Below are 24,841 nucleotides of genomic sequence, written 5' to 3' on the forward strand. Positions count from 1 at the left end.
CGAGCGGCTGTTTTTTAAACGTGTCCGCCCGCCGTACATAAACACACCCTCTTTAAGCCACAATAACAGGTAGAAATACTAATGAATTGGGTGAAAAAAGTTGAGCAGAAAAAAAGGCGTTAAAAGCATTATCGCGCTGTCTTCCGTCCCGCTCGTCATGACGCTTGGCAACTCGATGCTGATTCCTGTTTTGCCTGTCATTGAAAAAAAATTGAACATCTCTTCCTTCCAGGTTTCTTTAATCATCACGGTCTACTCGGTCGTGGCGATCATCTGCATCCCGATAACGGGTTATTTGTCCGACCGGTTTGGGAGAAAAAAGGTCATGCTTCCGTGCCTCGTCATTGCGGCTGCCGGAGGCGCAGTCGCCGGCTTTGCCTCTTCCTTTTTCAAAGAGCCGTACGCGCTGATTTTGGCGGGGCGTGTGCTTCAAGGCATCGGTTCGGCAGGAGCCGCTCCGATCGTGATGCCGTTTATCGGAGATTTGTTCCACAATGATGAAGAAGTCAGCGCAGGTCTCGGAGATATTGAAACCGCAAATACCGCCGGAAAAGTGTTAAGCCCGATTTTAGGGGCTTTTTTAGCATCTTGGGTTTGGTTTATGCCGTTCTGGTTTATTCCGGTCGTTTGTCTTGCCAGCTTTTTTCTTGTGCTATGTTTTGTGCCAAGGCCAAAGGAGAATAGCACAGATACAAAATCTTTAAAAGAGTTTTCGAAAAACGTCAAACATATTTTTAAACGGGAAGGACGCTGGCTTGTGTCGATTTTCATTATCGGCGGCATTATTATGTTTCTGCTGTTCGGGGTGCTCTTTTATCTTTCAGAAAACCTTGAGAAAGAGTATCAGATTGACGGGATTGTCAAAGGAGCGCTGCTCAGCATTCCGCTGCTTTTTTTATCGGTCAGCTCTTATTTGGCGGGAAAGCTGATCGGAAACAATAAAATCAGAATGAAAATCTGTGTGGTCATCGGGATGGTCCTGCTTGTCCTGTCTTTTGGCGGATTGTGGTGGAATCACAGCTTTTATCCGTTGTTCCTGTTTATGAGCATCGGCGGCATCGGCATCGGGATGGCTCTTCCTTCGCTTGATGCGCTGATTACGGAAGGCATCTCAAAAGATGAGCGCGGAACGATTTCGTCATTTTACAACAGCATGCGGTTTATCGGCGTCGCTCTCGGACCGCCCGTTTTTGCCTATATGATGACAAATGCGGAACGTCTGATTTTCATTGTCTCCCTTTTGTGCAGCCTGGCCGCTTTAGCTCTTGTCTTATTTTATATTGACCCAAAAGAAAATGAAAATGAAGCGGTAAAGACGGTGTGACATGCACCGTTTTTTCATTTACCCGGAGGGGCAAGGGTTTTAGTTTCCTTAAATCCCCTCCAGTTGATATAATTACAACCAAACAGCCAAGAGCATATGCTGAATTCTGGTCATAATACATAATATAAACAAGGACGAAGGAGGTTCTTTATGACATACCTTAATGAAATAAAGGGAAAACACCGGGGACTGACAACTCATATTGTGAAAACGGAAAAGTTTAAAACCGTTTCGATCATTTTTAAAATGCTTGCCCCTTTAACAAAAGAAGATGTGACAAAACGGGCTCTCTTTCCTCATGTGCTCCTGCGGGGAACGAGCAGACACCCCAAAACAGCCGAGCTCAGAACGTACCTTGACGAGCTTTACGGCACTTCGGTGTCAGCGGATCTTTCCAAAAAAGGGGAGCAGCATGTCATCACATTCCGGCTGGATATCGCCAATGAAAAATATTTAAAGGATCAGACACCCCTTCTGGAAAAAGGCTTGGAGCTTCTTTCGGACATCATGTTTTCTCCTGCGCTGAAAGACGGCGCTTTTGATTCATTGTACGTTTCTCAGGAAAAACGGACGTTGAAGCAGAGGATCCAGGCTGTATACAACGATAAAATGCGCTACTCCAATCTGAGGCTCATTCAGGAAATGTGCAAAGATGAGCCGTATTCCCTGCATGTAAACGGGGAGCTTGAGGATGTGGAAGCCATCACTCCTGAAAGCCTGTATGAAGCTTACACAAAAGCGATCAACGAAGATCAGCTCGATTTATACATCGTTGGGGATGTGGATGCCGGCCAGGTTGACCAATACATTTCATCTTATTTCAACGCGGCTGAAAGAGAGGCGAAGCCTGCAGCCGATATTCAGCGCGGCCTTGCCCCCGAGCCACGGGAAGTCATTGAAGATGCCGATGTCAAGCAGGGAAAGCTGAACATGGGCTTTCGGACCAATACGTATTTTACAGATGAAGATTACCCGGCTTTACAGCTGTTTAACGGTCTGTTCGGCGGCTTTTCCCATTCCAAGCTGTTTATCAATGTCCGGGAAAAAGCAAGCCTCGCCTATTATGCGGCTTCAAGAATCGAAAGCTTTAAAGGGCTTTTAATGGTCATGTCCGGTATTGAAGTCGGCAATTATCAAAAAGCTGTCGATATTATTCGCGAACAGTTTCAAGAAATGAAAAAAGGCAATTTTACGGAAGAGGCAATCAGCCAGACGAAAGCGGTCATCAAAAATCAAATTCTTGAAACGCTTGACACGCCTTACGGCTTAGTCGAATTCATTTATCAGCAGGCCGCCGCCCGAACCGAGTATTCTTTGGAAGAATGGCTCGACCGCATTGACAGCGTCACAAAGGACGATATTATCGAAGTCGGAAAGAAAATCGAATTGGATACAACGTACTTTCTGAAAGGGACGGAGGGAGCATCTTGACGAAAACGATCGAATTTGACCAGCTTAAGGAAACGCTATACTATGAAAAAATGCCCGGCGGGCTTGATGTCTATGTTCTTCCGAAAGAAGGCTTTAACAAGACATATGCAGTATTTACGACAAAGTACGGCTCGATTGACAACCAGTTCGTTCCGCTCGGAAAACAAGATATGGTCCGCGTGCCTGACGGGATCGCACACTTCTTGGAGCATAAGCTGTTTGAAAAAGCCGACGGAGATGTATTTCAGCAGTTCAGCAAGCAGGGGGCGTCAGCCAATGCTTTTACCTCCTTTACAAGAACGGCGTATCTTTTTTCAAGCACATCAAACGTAGAAGAAAATTTAGAAACGCTCGTCAACTTTGTGCAGGATCCTTATTTTACGGAAAAAACGGTTGAAAAAGAAAAAGGCATTATCGGCCAGGAAATCAATATGTACGACGATAATCCGGATTGGCGCCTTTTCTTCGGTTTGATCGAAAATATGTATAAAGAACACCCTGTGCGGATCGACATCGCCGGGACGATTGAAAGTATCTCACACATTACAAAGGATCTTTTGTATGAATGTTATGAGACGTTCTATCATCCGAGCAATATGCTGCTGTTTGTCGTCGGTCCGGTAGATCCTGAAGCGATCATCCGCCAGGTCCGGGAAAATCAGCAGAACAAGCCGTATACAGACCAGCCGGAAATCGTCCGCAAAGAAGTCAGCGAGCCTGCGGCCGTCCATCAAAAAGAGCAGGAAATCAAAATGAATGTCCAAAGCTCGAAATGCTTAGTCGGTCTGAAAAGCATCAATCCGACCAACACGGGCGGCGCCCTTTTAAAGCATGAGCTCACCATGAACCTGATTCTCGAGTGTCTGTTCGGCAAAAGCTCGGCCGATTATGAACGGATTTATGAAAAAGGCTACATTGATGAGACATTCAGCTATGACTACACCGAAGAGCACGGCTTTGGCTTCGTTTCTGTCGGCGGGGATACGCCCGAACCTGATAAGCTGGCCGACGAGCTGAAGCAAGTGCTGTTTAAGGCGAAAGAGACGATCACGGCCGAAAAATTGGAGCTGGCAAGAAAGAAAAAAATCGGCAATTTCTTAAAATCGATGAACTCGCCTGAGTACATTGCCAATCAATTTACACGATACGCCTTTTTGGAGACGAGTCTATTTGATATCGTCACCGTCCTTGAATCGATTACCCTCGAGGATGTTCAGCAGATCATCGAAGAAGAAATAGAAGAAGACCGAATCACCGTCTGCAAAGTCGTTCCAAAATCGTGAAACACCGGGAAGTTCAGCGTGAGCAAAATGCACGCTGGACCTTTCTTTTTTTGAGGAGGGGTATACAATGGCAAAACAGGCTCTTGTGACAGGAGCTAGCGGGGGAATCGGCCAAAGCATATGCGAAAAGCTCGCGCAAAGCGGCTTTGATTTGTTCCTCCACTACAACACAAATGAACAAGCAGCCATTGCTTTAAGCAAAAGGCTGTCAGATACATACGGTGTTCAAACGGACATCATCCAAAGCGATCTGTCCGCTCCGGACGGCGCCGCGGCGGTTTCCGATTATATCGGCGGGCGGGCGCTTGACGCCATTATTTTAAACAGCGGGCAAAGCTTCCGCGGGCTTGTGACAGACATGTCGAATGGGGAGGTTCAAGACATGGTTCAGCTGCACGTATCCAGCCCGTTTCTGTTGACGAGGAACCTTTTGCCGGCCATGGTCAGCAGAAAAGCCGGCGCGATTGTCGCGATCAGTTCCATTTGGGGGGAGGCCGGGGCTTCCTGCGAGGTGCTGTACAGTATGACGAAGGGCGCGCAAAATTCGTTTGTCAAAGCTCTCGCTAAAGAGCTTGCACCGAGCGGCATCAGAGTTAACGCTGTTTCCCCAGGTGCCGTCAAAACAAATATGATGGCCGGATTTTCAAAAGAAGAAGAGGAGATGATAGCGGAGGACATCCCGATGGGCAGACTCGCAAAGCCGGGAGAGGTCGCAGACGCCGTCCAGTTTTTGCTTTCAGAAAAAGCATCTTATATTACCGGCCAGATTTTATCGGTAAACGGAGGCTGGCATTGTTAAAAACATGTATAGTTTATGATCCCGCCGAGAATAATAAGCCTGTAACTTTAAGAGAATGGAGGGCCTGATATGTCCGTACTGGATAATTGGGATCAGTGGAAAAACTTCTTGGGCGACCGCCTGAACTATGCCCAGGAAAAAGGAATGTCAAACGAAACCATTTCAGATCTTGCTTATGAGATCGGAGATTATTTAGCTGGTGAGGTAGATTCAAAAAACCATCAGGAAAGAGTGCTTGCAGATCTTTGGAGCGTAGCTTCGGAAGAGGAGCAGCGCGCCATTGCGAACGTGATGGTCAAGCTTGTTGAAAACAACAGCTCACATTAAGGAGAGAGTGTGTTCACTCTCTCTTTTTTATAGGTTTGAATGTCGGGTTTCTTTGCGGACTGGTCGCTTTTTTCTGTTTGCCGAAGAGGTTTGAAGGGTAAAAAGGGGGCAGAAGGGCCGATTTCAGCGCCCGTTTTTTCCTGATTTTGGGAAACGGACGTTTTTCTTATTTAATCACACATTCTGCTTTCTAATTAAGGCAAAATGCTTTATGATAAAGGAAGGTAAATTTTTGCCACGATGATGGGTAGGGAGGTTATCATTTGGCAAAGCTCGAATGGTATTTAGAATATGAAATCCAAGTCAACCGTCCCGGACTTCTGGGAGATATATCCTCTTTGCTAGGGATGCTATCGATCAATATTGTCACAATTAACGGCGTTGATACTTCGAGAAGGGGCCTTTTGCTAAAATGCCGTCATATAGATCAGATCAAACGCCTTGAATCCATTTTAAACACGATGGAAACGATTAAAGTTACAAAGCTGAGGGAGCCTAAATTGAGGGATCGCCTCGCTGTAAGGCACGGCCGCTACATCCAGCGGGATGCCGATGATAAAAAAACGTTCCGCTTTGAACGCGCCGAGCTCGGGCTGCTTGTCGATTTTATGGCTGAACTGTTTAAAAAAGACGGCCATAAGCTGATCGGAATTCGGGGGATGCCCCGTGTCGGCAAGACGGAATCGATCGTCGCTTCGAGCGTCTGTGCCAGCAAAAGATGGCTTTTTGTGTCTTCGACGCTTCTGAAGCAAACGATCAGGAGCCAGCTGGTTGCAGATGAATACAACACGGAAAACGTCTTTATTTTGGACGGGATTGTCTCGACGAGAAGGGGATCTGAGCGCCATTTGCAGCTCGTCAGTGAAATTATGCGCCTGCCCGCGACAAAAGTTGTCGAACACCCGGATATTTTTGTTCAAAATACGGAATATACGATGGATGATTTCGATTACATTATCGAATTGCGTAACAGCCCTGATGAGGTGATTACATATGAACATGCCGAAGAACCGCAGATGTTTGACCATACGGGTTTTTCAGGCTTTGATTTTTAAAATGGAAGGTGTTTGTTGTGACTGAACTAGGAAATCGGCTGAAAGAAGCCAGAGAGGAAAAAGGGATGTCGTTAGACGATCTTCAGGCTGCCACGAAAATCCAAAAAAGATATTTGACTGCGCTTGAAGAAGGGAACTATGACATTATTCCGGGAAAGTTTTATGTAAGAGCTTTTATTAAACAGTACGCGGAAGCTGTCGGGTTAAACTCGGAAAATCTGTTCGAAGAATTCAAAAAGGATATCCCTGACTCCTACAATGATGAGGTTTCTGATAAGCTTTCTTCGATCAAGCCGCAGAGGGAGCTTCCCAAGTCTGCCTCCAAAGCGCTTGAGCTTTTGCCTACATTGCTTGTCTCAGCCGGCGTTATTGTCGTGATTGCGATCATTTACGTCATCGTTCAGGCTGTGATCGGAGGAGGAAATCAAAATTCCGCCGACCAGACGAAAACAGAGGAGACGCAAAGCAAGTACGACGTCTCCAAGGATTCACCGCTGACGAAGGAAAATCAAAAAAGCGGGGATAACGAAAAAGCCGCGGACAAAGACAAAAAAGAAAACGGTGATGATGAGCAGGCCGATGAGAAAAAAGAGTTGAACATCAAGACCGTAAGCAGCCAGGGCAGCTCGACCACCTATGAAGTATCGGGAGCTGATAAGCTTGAGCTTGAGGTGAAAACGACTGGAGACTCCTGGGTAAGGGTGCAGGATGCGAAAGGAAACTCTCTTAAAGAAGGAACGATGAAAAAAGGGGAGACCTTTCAAAAAAATATAACCGACCAGGATCAGATTGATTTGCGGATCGGATATGCACCGGGTGTGGAAATTAAAATCAACGGCAAGGTTCTTTCCTATGAACTTGATCCGAAGAATGTGATGACACAAAATATAACGATTCAAAATAAAAAGGAGGAAAAGTCATCTTAATGCCCGGATGACTTTTTCTTTCGTCCATCAGCAATAATACGATACATATGGAGGCAACTTTATGTTTAACTTACCGAATAAAATTACGCTTTCGAGAATCGCCTTAATTCCTATTTTCATGATCATCATGCTTGTTCCGTTTCAGTGGGGATCGCTTTCTTTCGGAAACGAATCGATTCCGGTCGCACATCTGATCGGCGCCCTTCTGTTTATTTTCGCATCTGTTACCGATTGGGTCGACGGTTATTATGCGAGAAAGCTGAATCTTGTGACGAACTTCGGGAAATTTCTTGATCCGCTTGCAGACAAATTGCTCGTATCCACGGCTTTGATCATTTTGGTTCATTACCATCTGGCGCCGGCATGGATGGCGATCGTCATTATCAGCCGGGAATTCGCTGTGACAGGACTCCGCCTTGTTCTTGCAGGGACAGGGGAAGTCGTGGCGGCGAATATGCTTGGAAAAGTGAAAACATGGGCACAGATCATCGCCATTTCAGCGCTTCTCCTGCACAATCTGCCATTTGAGCTCGTCTCGTTCCCGTTTGGCTCTCTGGCATTATGGGTGGCCGTCTTTTTCACCGTCGTATCCGGATGGGATTATTTCGCTAAGAACTGGGACGCTTTAAAAACATCGAACTAAACATTAGGGAAGTGGAAAACATGAAACTGGAAAGAAAAGCTGAAATCATTGCCGTCGGTTCAGAGCTTTTGCTTGGGCAAATTGCCAATACGAACGCGCAGTTTATCAGCAAGCAGCTCGCGGAAATCGGCATCAATGTTTTTTATCATACAGCGGTTGGAGACAATCCCGAACGCTTGAAGCAAGTGATTAAAACCGCGCAGGAAAGGTCTGATTTCATCATCTTTTCCGGCGGGCTCGGGCCGACGAAAGACGATTTGACAAAAGAAACGATCGCCGAGGTCGTCGGACGTCCGCTTCAGCTTGATGAAGAAGCCTTTCAATCGATTGAGGATTATTTCAAAAAAACGAACCGCACGATGTCACCGAACAATCGGAAGCAGGCACTGATCCTCGAAGGGTCTGATGTATTGCCAAACCGGTTCGGCATGGCCCCGGGGATGCTTTTGGAGCATGAATCCCGCTTTTACATGCTTCTTCCCGGACCTCCGAAAGAGCTGAACCCAATGTTTGAAAACGAAGCGAAGCCGCTCATTCTTGAAAAACTGGGCTCAAAGGAAAAAATCGTCTCAAGGGTGCTTCGGTTCTTCGGAATCGGAGAATCCCAGCTTGAAACGGATTTGGAAGACCTTATTGACGCTCAGACTAACCCGACGATCGCGCCTTTGGCGGCCGATGGGGAAGTGACCCTCAGGCTGACGGCCAAACACGCGGATCCGGCTGAGACGGAACGCCTTCTTAAAGAAACGGAAGACCGGATTTTAGAGCGTGTTGGGGAGTTCTTTTACGGATATGACGATACTTCGCTTGTTGAAGAGCTTGCGAAAGCCTGCGTCCGCAAAGGGATGACGCTGTCTGCCGCGGAAAGCTTTACAGGCGGGCTGTTTTCGAGCTGGCTGACGGAGCTCAGCGGAGCCTCCGAATATTTCAGAGGAGGAGCCGTCTGCTACACAAACGAATTGAAAGTTTCAGCGGCAGGAGTTTCCGAAGAAACGCTGAACCGCTTCGGAGCCGTCAGCGCGGAATGCGCGAAGGAGCTCGCAGCAGGCATCAGAAACAAAACCGGAAGCGACATCGGCATCAGCTTTACCGGAGTAGCCGGTCCGAATACGCAGGAAGGCCATCCCGCAGGAAAGGTATTTATCGGGGTCTCTGTGAACGGCAAAGCAGAAGAGGTGCATGAATTCATGTTTGCCGGCTCCAGATCCGCGGTCAGGAAGCGTTCCGCCAAATACGGCTGCCATCTGCTGCTGAATGTGCTGGGAAAATAAGCGATAATATCTTTTTCGGAGAATCTTCCTTTTAAAAAAGACCGCTTTATCCTATGAGATCATATTTTTATCGTTTAAAACCCGTCAAAAAAATCGAATATGCGTTCGCTTTTTTCTTGGCAAATCAGTGCAAACAAGGTATAGTAGATATAGCGGAAGTGATAAAGGAGGAAAAAATAGAATGAGTGATCGTCAGGCAGCCTTAGACATGGCGCTTAAACAAATAGAAAAACAGTTTGGTAAAGGTTCGATTATGAAACTGGGCGAACAGACTGAAACAAGAATTTCAACTGTACCGAGCGGTTCTTTAGCGCTCGATGCAGCCCTCGGTGTGGGCGGATATCCGCGCGGAAGGATTATTGAAGTATACGGTCCTGAAAGCTCTGGTAAAACGACGGTGGCTCTTCATGCGATTGCCGAAGTTCAACAGCAGGGCGGACAGGCTGCGTTCATAGACGCCGAACACGCGCTGGACCCCGTTTACGCGCAAAAATTAGGTGTCAACATTGACGAGCTGCTGCTGTCCCAGCCTGATACGGGAGAACAGGCGCTTGAAATTGCGGAAGCGCTTGTCAGAAGCGGAGCCGTTGATATCGTTGTCATCGACTCGGTTGCTGCGCTCGTGCCGAAAGCGGAAATCGAAGGAGACATGGGAGATTCTCATGTCGGCCTGCAGGCCAGACTGATGTCCCAGGCGCTGCGGAAGCTTTCCGGAGCCATCAATAAATCGAAAACCATCGCGATCTTTATTAACCAGATCCGCGAAAAAGTCGGTGTAATGTTTGGTAATCCGGAGACGACTCCGGGCGGAAGGGCCTTGAAGTTCTATTCTTCTGTGCGCCTTGAAGTGCGCCGAGCCGAACAGCTTAAACAAGGCAATGATGTCATGGGGAACAAGACGAAAATTAAAGTCGTGAAAAACAAAGTGGCCCCTCCTTTCCGGACAGCCGAAGTGGACATTATGTACGGCGAAGGAATCTCAAAAGAAGGGGAGATCATCGACCTTGGAACAGAGCTTGACATCGTGCAAAAAAGCGGTGCATGGTACTCCTACCAGGATGAACGTCTTGGACAGGGCCGCGAAAATGCGAAGCAGTTCCTGAAAGAAAACAAAGACGTGCTTCTGATGATCCAGGAGCAGATCAGGGAGCATTATGGATTGGATGATGCCGGCAGTCAGGCTCCTAAAGGTGATGACGAAGAAATCCAGGAAGAACTCGAATTTTAATATTAAGGCCGCCGATGGATCGGCGGCCTTTTCTTCAGCTTTTTGCTGAGGCACCGATTCCCCCCTCCACTTAAAAAAACGCTCCGACAGCTGCCCGCGCCGAAGCTCCTCTTCCATTTTCAGCGGTTTGAAGCGCCATAAGCGGCGAATATCTTTTGAAACGTTAAGACCGTAAGCTTGACAAGTATTTCCCACACAATTACAATGAAATTGTATCACTTGTTTTTCTTAACATGATTGATAAACATTTAAACTTGACAAGGGCTGTGAAGCTTCTTCATTCCCTGTGAAGGTTCTGTATGTTGAGAAGAAAGTACAATGTACATGCCGACACTTACTTTTAGCAAGAAACAAGTTCATAGCAAGAGGAGGTGAAAGTATGAGTCCTTTAACAATTCTCATCTCCATTTTGCTGAGCCTATTCTGTTTAGTTGTTGGCTACTATGTTCGTAAAATCATTGCCGAAGCAAAAATTTCAGGTGCGCGGAATGCAGCCGAACAAATTCTTGGAGACGCAAAGCGGGATGCTGAAGCGTTGAAAAAAGAAGCCCTTCTTGAAGCAAAGGACGAGATTCATACGCTTCGGATAGAAGCTGAACAAGAAGTTCGTGAAAGACGAAATGAGCTTCAAAAACAAGAAAACCGTTTACTTCAAAAGGAAGAAAACCTTGATCGAAAAGATGAATCGTTAGATAAACGGGAAGCGATGTTGGAGAAGAAAGATCATTCTCTGAATGAACGACAACAACATATTGAAGAGATGGAAAGCAAAGTGGATGACATGATTCGTATGCAGCAGTCGGAATTGGAGCGTATTTCAAGTCTGACTCGTGATGAAGCGAAGCAAATCATTCTGGAACGGGTTGAAAATGAGCTTTCCCATGACATCGCGATCATGATGAAAGAAACTGAAAATCGTGCGAAAGAAGAGGCTGATAAAAAAGCGAAAAATATTCTTTCATTGGCTTTACAGCGCTGTGCGGCTGATCATGTGGCTGAGACAACGGTTTCAGTTGTCAACCTTCCAAATGATGAGATGAAAGGCCGTATTATCGGACGTGAAGGAAGGAACATCCGTACACTGGAAACATTGACGGGAATCGATCTTATCATTGACGATACGCCGGAAGCCGTTATCCTTTCAGGATTTGATCCGATCAGGCGCGAAACAGCTAGGATCGCTCTTGATAAACTCGTTCAGGATGGCCGCATTCATCCTGCCAGAATCGAAGAAATGGTTGAGAAATCCCGCCGTGAAGTCGATGATTATATTCGCGAAATGGGTGAACAGACGACATTTGAGGTCGGAGTCCACGGTCTTCATCCCGATTTAATCAAAATTCTCGGCCGTTTGAAGTTCAGAACAAGCTATGGACAGAATGTGTTAAAGCATTCTATGGAAGTGGCATTTCTGACAGGCCTAATGGCTGCAGAGCTTGGAGAAGACGTAACGCTCGCCAAAAGAGCAGGGCTTCTTCATGACATCGGGAAAGCGATTGACCATGAGGTGGAAGGAAGCCATGTCGAAATCGGTGTGGAACTGGCCACCAAGTATAAAGAGCACCCTGTCGTCATCAACAGTATCGCATCACACCACGGAGATCAGGAGCCGACTTCCATCATCGCCGTTCTCGTGGCCGCAGCCGATGCGCTGTCAGCCGCAAGACCTGGCGCAAGAAGCGAAACGCTCGAAAATTACATTCGCAGGCTTGAAAAGCTGGAGGAAATCTCTGAATCGTATGAGGGTGTTGAAAAGTCGTTTGCGATACAGGCCGGACGGGAAGTGCGGATCATGGTAAAACCAGACTCCATTAACGATCTTGAAGCCCATCGTTTGGCGCGGGAAATTCGAAAACGAATTGAGGACGAGCTTGACTACCCTGGACATATTAAAGTAACGGTGATCAGGGAAACGAGAGCCGTTGAATACGCAAAATAAAGTGGTGCGAACGCATCACTTTATTTTTTTGTTTTCTTGTGTAACACTATTAACAACACCTATTTTATAAAAAGAAAGGGTCAAAACATGAGAATTTTATTTGTTGGAGATGTCGTCGGTTCGCCCGGCAGAGAGATGATCAACAACTATTTGCCAAAACTGAAACTGAAATATAAACCCCATGCCGTCATCGTAAACGGTGAAAACGCGGCGCACGGGAAGGGCATTACCGAAAAAATATATCATCAGATCATTCAGGCGGGCGCAGATGTCATTACAATGGGAAATCATACATGGGATAAAAGGGAAATCTTTGATTTTATTGATGATGCTCCACAGATCATAAGGCCCGCCAATTTTCCTAAAGGAACGCCTGGCAGAGGCATCACATACATAAAAACAAGCGGCGCTAAGGAGCTTGCCGTGATCAATTTGCAGGGCCGGACATTTTTGCCTCCAATCGACTGTCCATTTGAAAAAGCGGATGAACTGATTGAAGAGGCTTCTAAACGAACGCCGTTTATTTTTATCGATATGCATGCCGAAGCGACGAGCGAAAAGCAGGCGATCGGCTGGTATACGGACGGACGGGTTTCAGCCGTAGTCGGAACGCATACACATGTACAGACCGCCGACAACCGCATCCTCCCAAAAGGAACGGCTTACATCACCGACGTCGGGATGACTGGCCCGTATGACGGCATTCTCGGTATGGAACGGGAGACGATTATCAAACGGTTTAAAACAAGCCTGCCGGTCAGGTTTGAAGTCGCGGAAGGCCGCACGACGCTGAGCGCCGTCGTGATCGATATAGACGAACAAAGCAAAAAAGCCGTTAAAATTGACCGTGTACTGATCAATGACGACCACATGTTTTTTGAATAGCTGAACCTGAAAATCACTTTAGAAAAATATTAAAAAGAAAGCAGGAATATCCCGGTCCTATAGTGAATATAGTAAAAATGGAAGGTACCCTGCTATTTTTGAAAAGCAATTAAAAGGGGATGGCTTTTGAAATAGCAATATCTAATAATGATTGTTCTAATGAACACTCACTTATCCATTGTAAATTTAAGGGGGAGCAGGAATGGAAATATTAAAGGTTTCAGCAAAATCAAATCCAAACTCGGTTGCAGGTGCGTTGGCGGGAGTTTTGCGAGAACGAGGGGCTGCAGAAATTCAAGCGATCGGAGCCGGAGCATTGAATCAGGCTGTAAAAGCGGTCGCGATTGCCAGGGGATTTGTGGCGCCAAGCGGCGTCGATCTGATTTGTATTCCGGCGTTTACGGACATTCAAATTGATGGCGAAGAACGGACGGCGATCAAGCTCATTGTAGAACCTCGCTGATAGAAAAAGAATGTACCTATTTCATATGCTTCAACCTGCTTACATATGTAAGCGGGTTGTTTTTGATTTTGGCAGGAAATTTGCCATGGGAGGGGATCTGCTTGAATATTTTTGATGCCCATTCAGACTTGCTTTGGAAGCTTTGGAAACATCCGAAGCTTGATGAATACAGCGATCCTTCGCTGCAAACCCCGGTCAGTGCGCTTTTAAGCGGAAAGACAAAGATCCAGTGCCTTGCGATTTTTCTCCCCGATTCTGTTCCTGCAAATGTGCGCCTCGAAATGGCGCTCGTCCAAATTCAGCTGTTCCATGAAAAAATCGCAAAATATGAACGAATCAAACTGGTCAAAAGCAAAGCAGATATTGATTCTCTTGCTATGGAAGAAACCGGAATCATCTTAACGATGGAAGGCTGTGAACCGATATCCAAAAACCTGAGGCTGTTTGATATCTTTTTTCAGCTCGGCGTCAGAAGCTTCGGCCTGACATGGAACTGGGCGAACGCTTTCGCCGACGGCGCCTTGGAAGAGCGAAATGCCGGCCTTACGCAATGGGGAAAAAAATTGATCAGCATCGCCAACCGGAACAGGGCATGGATAGATGTGTCCCACCTCTCAGAAAAAAGCTTCTGGGATGCCATTTCACTTGCGGCATATCCGATCGCTTCCCATTCGAATGCACACAGTCTTTGCCCCCATCCAAGGAATTTAAGAGATGATCAGATCAAAGCGCTGATTGACAAAAACGGTGTGATCGGCATTACATTCGTTCCTGAATTTGTAAAAGGCAAGGGTACGCCCTCAATAAAAGATATTCTGTCTCACATTGATCATGTCTGCTCGCTGGGCGGTGAACGGCATATCGGATTCGGGTCCGATTTTGACGGGATTGACAAGATGATTCCGGGTCTGGAAGCCCATAAGGATTACGCTAATTTGATCGACGCTTTGGAGTGCCATTATTCGTCAAAACAAGTCAGACGGTTTCTCTACGAAAATTTCATTACACACATTCCTTTTTAAAAAATAGTTCAATTTTTTTCAGAGAGTGTTCAGATGTCCTCCTCACATGTACAGACTTATTTACCAATATGGAAAATCGTGCTACAATCCTTTTGTAAAGCGATTTTTCGAAGGGGGTCTGTTCATCATGAGCGGAAAAATGAAAGCGCTTATCAAGAAGCCGGGGGAGCCGGGAGCCGTTTGCGATCTTGTTCCGATTCCGGAAATCGGCAAACATGAAGTGCTGATTAAAGTCAAAGCTGCATCGATTTGCGGAACTGATGTTCATATCTATCATTGGGATGAATGGGCGAAACAAAGAGTAAAACCGCCCTATGTATTCGGCCACGAATTTTCGGGTGAAGTCGCAGCAGTCGGGGAACATGTCACATCTGTGAAAGAGGGTGACACCGTATCCGCGGAAACGCACATCGTCTGCGGAAGGTGCGTTCCTTGTCTGACGGGGAAAAAGCATGTGTGCAGCAATACGATGATCCTCGGAGTGGATACAGAAGGATGTTTCGCCGAATATGTGAAGGTTCCCGCAGAAAACATCTGGAAAAATCCGCCGGGGATGCCTGATGATCTCGCTTCTATTCAAGAGCCGCTCGGAAATGCCGTACACACCGTGCTGTCAGGAATCACGGCAGGAGCGAAAACCGCCATTGTCGGCTGTGGACCGATTGGCTTAATGGCCGTTGCCGTTGCTAAAGCAGCCGGTGCTTCACAGGTGATTGCCATCGATAAAAACGAGTACAGGCTTGACCTTGCTGTACAGATGGGGGCAACGGAGACAATTTCAATTGAAAAAGATGATCCGCTCAAAATTGTAAGCGCTTTAACAGGCGGATGGGGTGCAGACCTTGTTTGCGAGATGTCAGGCCATCCCACGGCGATCCGCCAAAGCTTAAAAATGGCGGCCAATGGAGGAAGGGTCCATATATTAAGCCTGCCTGAGCATCCGGTATGCATTGACATGACCAATGACATTGTCTTTAAAGGTCTTACGGTTCAAGGCATCACCGGAAGGAAAATGTTTGAAACATGGAGGCAGGTCTCCGAACTGCTTCATACCGAAACCATTCAGATCAGGCCTGTCATCACTCATCATTTTTCTCTTGAAGAGTTTGAAAAAGGTTTTGATCTTATGAGGGAAGGGCAGTGCGGCAAAGTCGTATTGATACCATAGAGAGGAGAGGTTGATATGAAAGAATTCGCGTTTTTACAAAAAGAGCTCGAAACGATGAAGGAAAACGGAACTTTTCAAGAGCTGCCGAAGATCGAATCGGCTCAAGGCCCGACTGTCAGAATGAAGGGGAGAGACATCATTCAGCTGTCCTCCAACAATTATCTTGGACTTACTTCACATCCGCGTCTTAAAAAAGCGGCAGCTGAAGCAGCCGCACAATTTGGGGCGGGAACCGGTTCAGTCCGGACCATTGCCGGCACGTTTGCGATGCATGATGAACTCGAAAAAAAACTGGCCGCCTTTAAAAAAACAGAAGCGGCGCTCGTTTTTCAGTCCGGTTTCACGGCCAATCAAGGCATCCTCTCCAGCATCCTGACAAAAGACGATATCGTCATATCAGATGAGCTCAACCATGCCTCTATCATCGACGGGATCAGACTGACCAAAGCGGGGCGGAAAGTATATCAACACGCGAATATGGAAGACTTGGAAAAGATATTGAAAAAATCAATGAATTACAGAACCCGCCTCATCGTCACAGACGGAGTGTTTTCCATGGACGGAGACATCGCCCCGCTTCCGGAGATTGTCAGACTCGCAGAACAATACGATGCATTTGTCATGGTCGACGACGCTCATGCATCAGGCGTACTCGGGGAAAACGGCCGCGGGACGGTTCATCATTTCGGCCTTGACGGAAAGGTGCACATCCAGGTCGGCACCCTCAGCAAAGCGATCGGCGTCTTGGGGGGATATGCCGCCGGTTCAAACGTGTTGATCGACTATTTAAAACATAAAGGCCGCCCGTTTCTGTTCAGCACCTCGCATCCGCCGGCAGTCACCGCGGCATGCATTGAAGCGGTCAATGTGCTGATGGAAGAGTCTTCACTCATCAAACGGCTTTGGGATAACACGGCATATTTCAAAAAAGGACTCGAAAAAATCGGTCTGCCGCTCATTCAAAGCGAGACGCCGATCACACCGGTCTTAATCGGCGATGAAGCGGAAACATGCCGATTCTCAGCCGTGCTTTTTGAGCTTGGCGTATTTGCCCAGGCGATCGTATTTCCGACCGTTCCGAAAGGCAAGGCGCGAATCAGAACGATCATGACGGCGGAGCATACAAAAGAAGAGCTTGACAGAGCGCTTGACATCATCGAAACCGGCGCCCGAAAAACGGGTTTGCTTTAAGCTCTGCTAAAAAAACAAAGCAAATTACCATTGATAATCATTTTCAGTTAGTGTACAATGATGGGTTCTGGGTTGTGCTGACAGCCGAGAACCTTTATACTGTAGTGTGGAACTTTGTTTGAAAGGAGAAAAAAACATGAATGAGAAACAGCGAACCGAAAGCGGACAGGTCAATCCATCGGACAAAAAATCCGAGAAGGATTACAGCAAATATTTTGAAGCTGTTTATGTTCCGCCTTCCTTAAAAGATGCAAAAAAACGCGGCAAAGAAGAAGTTAAATACCATAAGGATTTTAAAATATCAGAGCAGTACAAAGGCATGGGGGAAGGGCGCAAGTTTTACATCCGCACATACGGCTGCCAGATGAATGAACACGATACAGAAGTGATGGCGGGTATTTTCATGGCGCTCGGATATGAACCGACCGACTCGACAGAAGACGCCAACGTCATTTTGCTGAACACGTGTGCGATCCGAGAAAACGCGGAAAATAAAGTGTTTGGTGAAATCGGCCATTTAAAGGCATTGAAAATGAATAATCCCGATGTGATCCTCGGTGTTTGCGGCTGTATGTCACAGGAAGAATCAGTCGTCAACCGGATTTTAAAGAAACATCCGTTCGTTGATCTGATTTTCGGTACACACAATATCCACCGCCTCCCAGAGCTTTTGTCAGAAGCGTATCTGTCGAAAGAAATGGTGGTTGAAGTGTGGTCAAAAGAAGGTGACGTCATCGAAAACCTTCCGAAAGTCCGCCACGGCAAAATCAAGGGATGGGTCAACATCATGTACGGCTGCGACAAGTTCTGCACATACTGCATCGTACCGTACACAAGAGGAAAAGAGCGCAGCAGACGTCCCGAGGATATTATTCAGGAAGTGAGAAGGCTTGCGGCTGAAGGCTACAAGGAGATCACGCTCCTCGGCCAAAACGTCAATGCCTATGGAAAAGATTTTGAGGACATGGAATACGGACTTGGCCATCTGATGGATGAGCTCCACAAAATCGATATTCCGAGAATCCGTTTTACAACCAGCCACCCGCGCGACTTTGACGACCATCTGATCGAAGTGCTTGCAAAAGGCGGGAACCTCTTGGACCACATCCATCTGCCTGTCCAGTCCGGAAGCTCGGAAGTCTTGAAGCTGATGGCGCGTAAATACGACCGGGAACGCTATCTTGAGCTTGTCGGCAAAATTAAAAAAGCGATGCCGAATGCTTCTTTAACAACGGATATTATCGTCGGCTTCCCGAACGAAACGGAAGAGCAGTTTGAAGAAACACTGTCATTGTACAGGGAAGTTGAGTTTGACAGCGCCTATACGTTCATTTACTCTCCTCGTGAAGGAACGCCTGCCGCGAAGATGAGAGACAATGTTCCCATGAGGGTCAAAAAAGAGCGCCTCCAGCGCTTGAATGACCTTGTCAACGAAATTTCCGCCAAAAAAATGAAGGAATACGAGGGGCAGGTTGTCGAAGTATTAGTAGAGGGTGAAAGTAAAAACAACCCTGATATTCTTGCCGGCTATACACGTAAAAACAAGCTTGTGAACTTCAAAGGGCCTAAAGAAGCGATCGGCCAGCTTGTCAACGTGAAAATCCACCAGGCGAAAACATGGTCGCTTGACGGAGAAATGGTGGGAGAAGCAATCGAGGTGAAATAAGATGACTCTTTACACAAAAAAAGATATTGTGGCAAAAGCGCGCGAGCTCGCGAAAATGATTGCGGAAACGGAAGAAGTCGAATTCTTCAAAAAAGCTGAAGAGCAGATTAATGAAAATGCCAAAATCACGAACATCATTAATCAAATCAAAGCCCTGCAGAAGCAGGCCGTCAACTTTAAACATTATGAAAAGCATGAGGCTTTAAAGCAAACAGAGGCAAAGATCGATGCGCTTCAGGAAGAGCTTGATGGCATTCCGATCATCCAAGAGTTCAGAGACTCTCAAATGGAAGTCAACGACCTTCTCCAGCTTGTCGCCCATACAATATCAAACCAAGTGACAAATGAGATTATAACATCGACCGGGGGAAACCTTTTAACAGGAGAAACCGGTTCAAAAGTCAAAAACTCGCAACCTAGCTGCTCACTATAATTGGCGCCTTTATGGGCGCCTTTTTTTGTGCCGAAAAGTTCGGCATCCGGTCTGTCTTTTTCTTTTATGATTTAAGTCAAGTTTACCTTGTTTGCTGCATACACTTAAACAGATTCATTAAATGGGTACTTTATTTTGATTTCTTAGAGCTCGCACATTAGACGAATGCCCAGCATAGGATAATACGAGGAAAAACAAGGAGGCATGACCGAATGTCTGAATACAGGGAAATTATTACAAAAGCGGTAGTCGCGAAAGGCAGGAAATTCACCCAGTCCACACATACCATCTCCCCTTCGCAAAAACCAACCAGTATATTAGGCGGTTGGATTATCAATCATAAGTATGATGCCGAAAAGATCGGAAAAACGGTTGAAATTGAAGGGACATATGACATCAACGTGTGGTATTCATATGCAGACAACACAAAAACAGAGGTTGTGACAGAACGCGTTTCATATGTAGATGTCATCAAGCTCAGATACCGCGACAAAAACTACTTAGATGATGAACACGAAGTTATTGCAAAGGTGCTCCAGCAGCCGAACTGCCTCGAAGTGACGATTTCTCCAAACGGAAACAAAGTGGTTGTTCAGGCCGAAAGAGAGTTTTTATCTGAAGTGGTCGGAGAAACGAAAATTGTCGTTGAAGTCAATTCCGACTGGACGGAAACCGATGAAGAAGAGGCTTGGGAAGAGGAGCTCGATCAAGAATTGGAGGATATCAATCCTGAGTTTTTGGTCGGAGATCCGGAAGAATAGAAGGAAGCTAGGGAAATATCGCCCTAGTTTCTTTTTTTTTCAGCGTGAATGTTTGTGTGGTATAATCAATCTTGGAATGAATAGAAACGTTGATACATAATGGGGGATTAATATGGCAGGCTACACGCCAATGATACAGCAATATTTAAAGATCAAGGCAGAGTATCAGGATGCCTTTTTATTTTTTCGTCTCGGAGATTTTTATGAGATGTTTTTCGAGGATGCCAAAAAAGCGTCCCAGGAGCTGGAAATTACGCTGACCAGCAGAGACGGCGGATCAAGTGAGAGGATCCCGATGTGCGGGGTTCCCTATCATTCCTGCTCTTCCTATATCGAGCAGCTGATTAAGAAAGGCTATAAAGTGGCCATCTGTGAGCAGGTGGAAGACCCTAAGGCGGCAAAAGGAGTCGTCAAAAGGGAAGTCGTTCAGCTGATTACGCCGGGAACCGTGATGGACGGAAAGGGCATTCATGATAATGAAAACAACTTTATCGCTTCTGTCAGCGATTTTCAGCATACATACGGCCTTGCTTTTTCAGATTTGACGACCGGGGAGAACCTGGTGGCGGCGATTGAAAGATTTGATGATGTAGTGTCTGAAATCTATTCCGTCGGAGCGCGGGAAATCGTCGTCTCCAGCCGGATCAGCGAAGAAGAGATGACCATTTTAAAAGAGCGCTGCGGAGCGACCATCTCCTTCGAAGATGAACGGGCACAAGAGACCCCGGATATTGTAAAAGATCTGCCGTCAACAGAGCTTGTTGACACATTCATGAAGCTCTACACCTATTTGAAGCGCACCCAAAAACGAAGCCTTGACCACCTTCAAAAGGTGCAGCCTTATGAATTGGAAGAAGCGATGAAAATCGATCTTTATTCCAAACGGAATCTTGAGCTTACGGAGACGATCCGCTCCAAAAATAAAAAAGGCTCGCTTCTCTGGCTCTTGGACGAAACCAAAACGGCTATGGGCGGCCGCCTTTTGAAGCAGTGGATCGACCGTCCGCTGATCAGAAAGGGGCAGATCGAAGAGCGCCAGGAAATCGTCGAAACGCTCATGACCCATTTGTTTGAACGGGAGGATTTGCGGGAGCGCCTGAAGGAAGTGTACGACCTTGAACGGCTTGCCGGCCGCGTCGCATACGGAAACGTCAATGCCAGAGATTTGATTCAGCTGAAGGAATCGCTGAAGCAAGTCCCGGCTATCAAGCAGCTTGTCGCATCTCTCAATCATCCAAAAGCTCAGGAGCGCTCTGAAAGAATCGATCCTTGCCGCGATTTGCTTGAACTTTTGGAAGAAGCGCTCTATGAAAATCCGCCGCTATCTCTAAAAGAAGGAAACTTGATAAAAGACGGCTACAACGCGAAGCTTGATGAATACAGGGATGCAAGCAAGAACGGGAAAGACTGGATTGCGAAGCTCGAACAGCAGGAGCGGGAATATACGGGCATCCGTTCATTAAAAGTCGGTTTTAATAAAGTGTTCGGCTACTATATCGAAGTGACGAAAGCAAACATCCACCTTCTTGAAGAAGGACGGTATGAACGAAAGCAGACGCTCGCAAATGCAGAACGTTATATCACACCGGAATTGAAAGAAAAGGAAGCTTTGATTCTTGAAGCGGAAAACAATATTTCTGAACTGGAATATCAGCTGTTTTCAGAGCTGCGGGATCAGGTGAAAGAATATATTCCGCGTCTGCAGCGGCTGGCCAAAATGATGAGCGAGCTCGACGTGCTGCAATGCTTTGCGACGATCAGCGAAAACCGCCATTACGTAAAACCCGAGTTTTCGGATGATGTCGTCGAAGTCGTAGACGGACGGCACCCTGTCGTTGAAAAAGTGATGGACAGCCAGTCTTATGTACCGAACAGCTGTCAAATGGGACAAGGCAGACAAATGCTCCTGATCACAGGACCGAACATGTCAGGTAAAAGCACATATATGAGGCAAATGGCGCTGATTTCGATTTTGGCGCAGATCGGCTGCTTCGTTCCCGCCAAAAAAGCGGTTTTGCCGATCTTTGATCAGATTTTCACGAGAATCGGTGCAGCAGATGACCTGATTTCCGGGCAAAGCACCTTTATGGTGGAAATGCTCGAAGCTAAAAACGCGATTGTCCACGCAACCAAAAACAGCCTGATCTTATTTGATGAGATCGGGCGCGGAACATCCACATATGACGGAATGGCGCTTGCCCAGGCGATCATCGAATATGTCCATAACCATATCGGCGCGAAAACGCTGTTCTCCACTCACTACCATGAGCTGACAGCGCTTGAAGATAAGCTTGCCGAGCTGAAAAACGTCCATGTCCGGGCGGAAGAGTATGAGGGGAAAGTCGTATTTCTCCACCAAATTAAAGAAGGCGCCGCTGACAAAAGCTACGGAATCCATGTCGCACAGCTTGCCGAGCTTCCCGGCGATTTAATCAGCCGGGCCAAAACGATCTTACAAGAGCTTGAAGCGGGCGCTAAAGAACCGGCCGCTTCCAAAGCACCTCAAGTCCAAGCGGAAACAGCCGAAGAACCTCAGGCGCCCGCAGCGGAGCCGGCGCAGCTGTCCTTCTTTGAAACGGACAAGCCGAAGGAAAAACAAGCAAAGCTGTCCAAAAAAGAGCAGGGTGTACTGGAAGAATTTAAAGCGATGAATCTGCTTGATATGACGCCACTACAAGTGATGAATGAACTGTATAAGCTGCAAAAAAAATTAAAATAAAGAGAGGTGACCGCACTTGGCAAAAATTGTCCAGCTTCCCGATGATTTATCAAATAAAATCGCGGCGGGAGAAGTCGTTGAAAGACCGGCATCCGTCGTAAAAGAGCTTGTGGAAAATGCAATTGACGCAAACAGCTCGGTAATTGAAATCGATGTTGAAGAAGCCGGGCTTTCTTCCATCAAGGTTCTTGATGATGGAGAAGGGATGGATCCTGACGACTGCAAAACGGCTTTTTTGCGCCATGCCACAAGCAAAATCAAGGATGAAAACGATCTGTTTCGCGTCAGAACGCTCGGATTTCGCGGAGAAGCATTGCCAAGTATCGCGTCTGTCTCACACGTCAGCATTAAGACGAGCACCGGGGAAGGCGCGGGAACCCATCTGGTACTTCAAGGAGGAAGAATCATTTCCGAGCAAAAATCGTCGAGCCGGCGGGGAACGGAAATTGCCGTTACAAATTTGTTTTTCAATACGCCGGCAAGGCTGAAATATATGAAAACGATCCATACGGAGCTCGGCAATATTACCGATGTCGTCAACAGAATCGCCCTCGCACACCCTGAGGTATCAATCAGGCTGAGGCATCAAGGGAAAACCTTGCTGCAAACAAACGGAAACGGTGATGTCCGCCATGTGCTTGCGGCGATTTACGGAACCGCGGTCGCAAGAAAAATGATTCCGCTTCAAGCCAGCTCGCTAGATTTTGAAGTGAAAGGCTATATTGCGCTCCCGGAAATCACGCGGGCTTCGCGAAATTATATGTCATCAGTCGTCAACGGCAGATATATTAAAAACTTTCCGCTCGTCAAAGCGATTCATGAAGGGTATCACACACTGCTGCCAATCGGTCGCCATCCGATCACATTCATTGAAATCAACATGGACCCGCTTCTCGTCGATGTCAACGTGCATCCGTCAAAGCTTGAGGTCAGATTAAGCAAAGAGACAGAGCTCCACGAGCTCCTCCGCGACGCCATCAAAGGCGTGTTCAAACAGCGGCAGCTCATTCCAAGCGTACAGGCGCCGAAAAAAGCGGTGCAGCCGCTGTTGAAACCAGAGCAGCAAAAACTGAACTTCGACAATGCACCGGCGCCTGCTGATGACGCGAAACCAGAGCGGAAAACAGCGCCCGCATACTCGCCGATGAAATTAAGCGCGATTGTAAAGGAAGCGCCGATCGAGGCGGAAGAAGGGGAGGAAAGCGTTCCGCAAGAAGCGCCGCCTGAACCGCCGGACATCGACGTCCGCATGCCCGATGAACAAGAAGAAGCACAGCCGCAAATCGAACCTGAGCTGCCGGAAGAGACGGAACCGCCGAAAGAACGCGTGCCGATCATGTATCCGATCGGGCAGATGCACGGAACTTACATTCTCGCCCAAAATGAAAACGGACTGTACATCATCGATCAGCACGCCGCACAAGAGCGGATTAAATATGAATACTTCCGTGAAAAAGTCGGAGAGGTCGAACCCGAAGTCCAGGATCTCCTCGTTCCGCTGACTCTGCACTACTCAAAGAACGAAGCGATCATCATCGACCAGCACCTGGAGGACCTCGCAAAAGTCGGCGTCTTTCTCGAATCATTCGGCTCGGGAAGCTATATCGTCCGCTGCCATCCGACATGGTTTCCAAAGGGCGAGGAAACGATGCTCATCGAAGAAATCATCCAGCAGGTCCTTGACGACCGGAACATCGATATCAAAAAACTGCGCGAAGAAGCCGCCATCATGATGAGCTGCAAAGGCTCAATCAAAGCCAACCACCACCTGCGCGACGACGAAATCAGGGCTCTGCTCGATGAACTCCGGCGGACGTCCGACCCCTTCACATGCCCGCACGGCCGGCCGATCATCATTCATTACTCAACGTATGAGATGGAGAAGATGTTTAAGCGGGTGATGTAATTTTTAATCGCTCATAACCGTTGATATACAAGGGATTGTGAGCGATGAATATGTTGATTGACCACATGTTGACCACGTTTATGCCTGTAGCAGGCTATATTTTCTATCCTCACTATCAGTTTTAGCAGGCCGCAAGACTAGTAATTTATTGTGCTGATTAGCTGAACTCATAAGAAGAAGCTCACCAATAAGAAATAAAAGGTGAGCTTTTTTTACTTTACTGAAGTTTCCAGTTACACGAAGTTGACATGCTAGAGTATGGAAACCGAATTGATGCCTTTAATTATTCCCCGATCTCTCAAGCTGTCTAAGATATTCATTTTAGAATTAATAGAAGCAGCTTTTATAAAAGAAAAGACTTTTTCAATGTCTTCTCCTTTCTTTTCTTTAATTTATGTGTC

The 24,841-nt window shown here is 46.9% G+C and carries 21 protein-coding genes; all 21 read left to right on the forward strand.

The window, feature by feature from the left end:
- The first annotated feature begins 100 nt into the window (after nt 1-100).
- The 21 genes from R5H20_RS09570 to mutL all read left to right on the forward strand — a co-directional run bounded on the left by R5H20_RS09570 (nt 101) and on the right by mutL (nt 24,440).
- Nucleotides 101-1,324 (forward strand): bacillibactin exporter BcbE, encoded by a 1,224-nt coding sequence (locus tag R5H20_RS09570; protein ID WP_006638108.1) that lies wholly within the window; start codon nt 101-103, stop codon nt 1,322-1,324.
- 150 nt (nt 1,325-1,474) lie between these two features.
- The gene (yfmF, locus tag R5H20_RS09575) at nt 1,475-2,755 is read left to right on the forward strand and encodes an EF-P 5-aminopentanol modification-associated protein YfmF (RefSeq protein ID WP_006638107.1); all 1,281 of its coding nucleotides are present in this window, start codon (nt 1,475-1,477) and stop codon (nt 2,753-2,755) included.
- Complete coding sequence (yfmH, locus tag R5H20_RS09580) at nt 2,752-4,038, forward strand: EF-P 5-aminopentanol modification-associated protein YfmH (RefSeq protein ID WP_006638106.1); 1,287 nt, start codon at nt 2,752-2,754, stop codon at nt 4,036-4,038. The genes yfmF and yfmH overlap by 4 nt, the downstream gene beginning before the upstream one ends.
- 67 nt (nt 4,039-4,105) lie before the next feature.
- Nucleotides 4,106-4,837: an elongation factor P 5-aminopentanone reductase gene (gene ymfI / locus R5H20_RS09585; RefSeq protein ID WP_006638105.1), complete on the forward strand. Its 732-nt coding sequence runs from the start codon at nt 4,106-4,108 to the stop codon at nt 4,835-4,837.
- Between the two features lie 69 nt (nt 4,838-4,906).
- The gene (locus R5H20_RS09590) at nt 4,907-5,164 is read left to right on the forward strand and encodes a DUF3243 domain-containing protein (protein WP_006638104.1); all 258 of its coding nucleotides are present in this window, start codon (nt 4,907-4,909) and stop codon (nt 5,162-5,164) included.
- Nucleotides 5,165-5,427: 263 nt separating this feature from the next.
- On the forward strand, nt 5,428-6,219 hold the full coding sequence (locus tag R5H20_RS09595) for a YmfK family protein (RefSeq protein ID WP_006638103.1): 792 nt from the start codon (nt 5,428-5,430) through the stop codon (nt 6,217-6,219).
- 17 nt (nt 6,220-6,236) lie between these two features.
- Nucleotides 6,237-7,145: a helix-turn-helix domain-containing protein gene (locus tag R5H20_RS09600; RefSeq protein WP_006638102.1), complete on the forward strand. Its 909-nt coding sequence runs from the start codon at nt 6,237-6,239 to the stop codon at nt 7,143-7,145.
- 61 nt (nt 7,146-7,206) lie between these two features.
- The gene (gene pgsA / locus R5H20_RS09605; RefSeq protein ID WP_006638101.1) at nt 7,207-7,788 is read left to right on the forward strand and encodes a CDP-diacylglycerol--glycerol-3-phosphate 3-phosphatidyltransferase; all 582 of its coding nucleotides are present in this window, start codon (nt 7,207-7,209) and stop codon (nt 7,786-7,788) included.
- A 20-nt stretch (nt 7,789-7,808) separates the two neighbouring features.
- On the forward strand, nt 7,809-9,059 hold the full coding sequence (locus R5H20_RS09610; protein WP_006638100.1) for a competence/damage-inducible protein A: 1,251 nt from the start codon (nt 7,809-7,811) through the stop codon (nt 9,057-9,059).
- 181 nt (nt 9,060-9,240) lie between these two features.
- A complete protein-coding gene (recA, locus tag R5H20_RS09615; RefSeq protein ID WP_006638099.1) occupies nt 9,241-10,287 on the forward strand; it encodes a recombinase RecA in 1,047 nt (348 codons plus the stop codon).
- 379 nt (nt 10,288-10,666) lie between these two features.
- Complete coding sequence (rny, locus tag R5H20_RS09620; protein WP_006638098.1) at nt 10,667-12,226, forward strand: ribonuclease Y; 1,560 nt, start codon at nt 10,667-10,669, stop codon at nt 12,224-12,226.
- 87 nt (nt 12,227-12,313) lie between these two features.
- The gene (locus tag R5H20_RS09625) at nt 12,314-13,111 is read left to right on the forward strand and encodes a TIGR00282 family metallophosphoesterase (RefSeq protein WP_006638097.1); all 798 of its coding nucleotides are present in this window, start codon (nt 12,314-12,316) and stop codon (nt 13,109-13,111) included.
- Between the two features lie 202 nt (nt 13,112-13,313).
- The gene (spoVS, locus tag R5H20_RS09630; protein WP_003181955.1) at nt 13,314-13,574 is read left to right on the forward strand and encodes a stage V sporulation protein SpoVS; all 261 of its coding nucleotides are present in this window, start codon (nt 13,314-13,316) and stop codon (nt 13,572-13,574) included.
- A 101-nt stretch (nt 13,575-13,675) separates the two neighbouring features.
- A complete protein-coding gene (locus tag R5H20_RS09635; RefSeq protein WP_006638096.1) occupies nt 13,676-14,596 on the forward strand; it encodes a dipeptidase in 921 nt (306 codons plus the stop codon).
- A gap of 124 nt (nt 14,597-14,720) precedes the next feature.
- Entirely contained in the window at nt 14,721-15,764 is a 1,044-nt protein-coding gene (tdh, locus tag R5H20_RS09640) for an L-threonine 3-dehydrogenase (RefSeq protein ID WP_087962519.1), read from the forward strand.
- A 15-nt stretch (nt 15,765-15,779) separates the two neighbouring features.
- Nucleotides 15,780-16,955 carry a glycine C-acetyltransferase gene (locus R5H20_RS09645; RefSeq protein ID WP_006638094.1) on the forward strand — a complete coding sequence of 392 codons (1,176 nt, stop codon included), beginning with the start codon at nt 15,780-15,782 and terminating at the stop codon, nt 16,953-16,955.
- A 136-nt stretch (nt 16,956-17,091) separates the two neighbouring features.
- Nucleotides 17,092-18,621, forward strand: a complete 1,530-nt coding sequence (gene miaB, locus R5H20_RS09650; RefSeq protein WP_006638093.1) for a tRNA (N6-isopentenyl adenosine(37)-C2)-methylthiotransferase MiaB — start codon at nt 17,092-17,094, stop codon at nt 18,619-18,621.
- Between the two features lies 1 nt (nt 18,622).
- Nucleotides 18,623-19,054 carry a regulatory iron-sulfur-containing complex subunit RicA gene (locus tag R5H20_RS09655; protein WP_006638092.1) on the forward strand — a complete coding sequence of 144 codons (432 nt, stop codon included), beginning with the start codon at nt 18,623-18,625 and terminating at the stop codon, nt 19,052-19,054.
- A 212-nt stretch (nt 19,055-19,266) separates the two neighbouring features.
- Nucleotides 19,267-19,815 carry an outer spore coat protein CotE gene (gene cotE, locus R5H20_RS09660; RefSeq protein WP_006638091.1) on the forward strand — a complete coding sequence of 183 codons (549 nt, stop codon included), beginning with the start codon at nt 19,267-19,269 and terminating at the stop codon, nt 19,813-19,815.
- A 112-nt stretch (nt 19,816-19,927) separates the two neighbouring features.
- A complete protein-coding gene (gene mutS / locus R5H20_RS09665) occupies nt 19,928-22,534 on the forward strand; it encodes a DNA mismatch repair protein MutS (RefSeq protein WP_006638090.1) in 2,607 nt (868 codons plus the stop codon).
- Between the two features lie 16 nt (nt 22,535-22,550).
- Nucleotides 22,551-24,440: a DNA mismatch repair endonuclease MutL gene (gene mutL / locus R5H20_RS09670; RefSeq protein ID WP_006638089.1), complete on the forward strand. Its 1,890-nt coding sequence runs from the start codon at nt 22,551-22,553 to the stop codon at nt 24,438-24,440.
- Nucleotides 24,441-24,841 lie beyond the last annotated feature (401 nt).

The sequence above is a fragment of the Bacillus sp. KICET-3 genome (assembly GCF_033261025.1).
GTDB lineage: Bacteria > Bacillota > Bacilli > Bacillales > Bacillaceae > Bacillus > Bacillus sonorensis.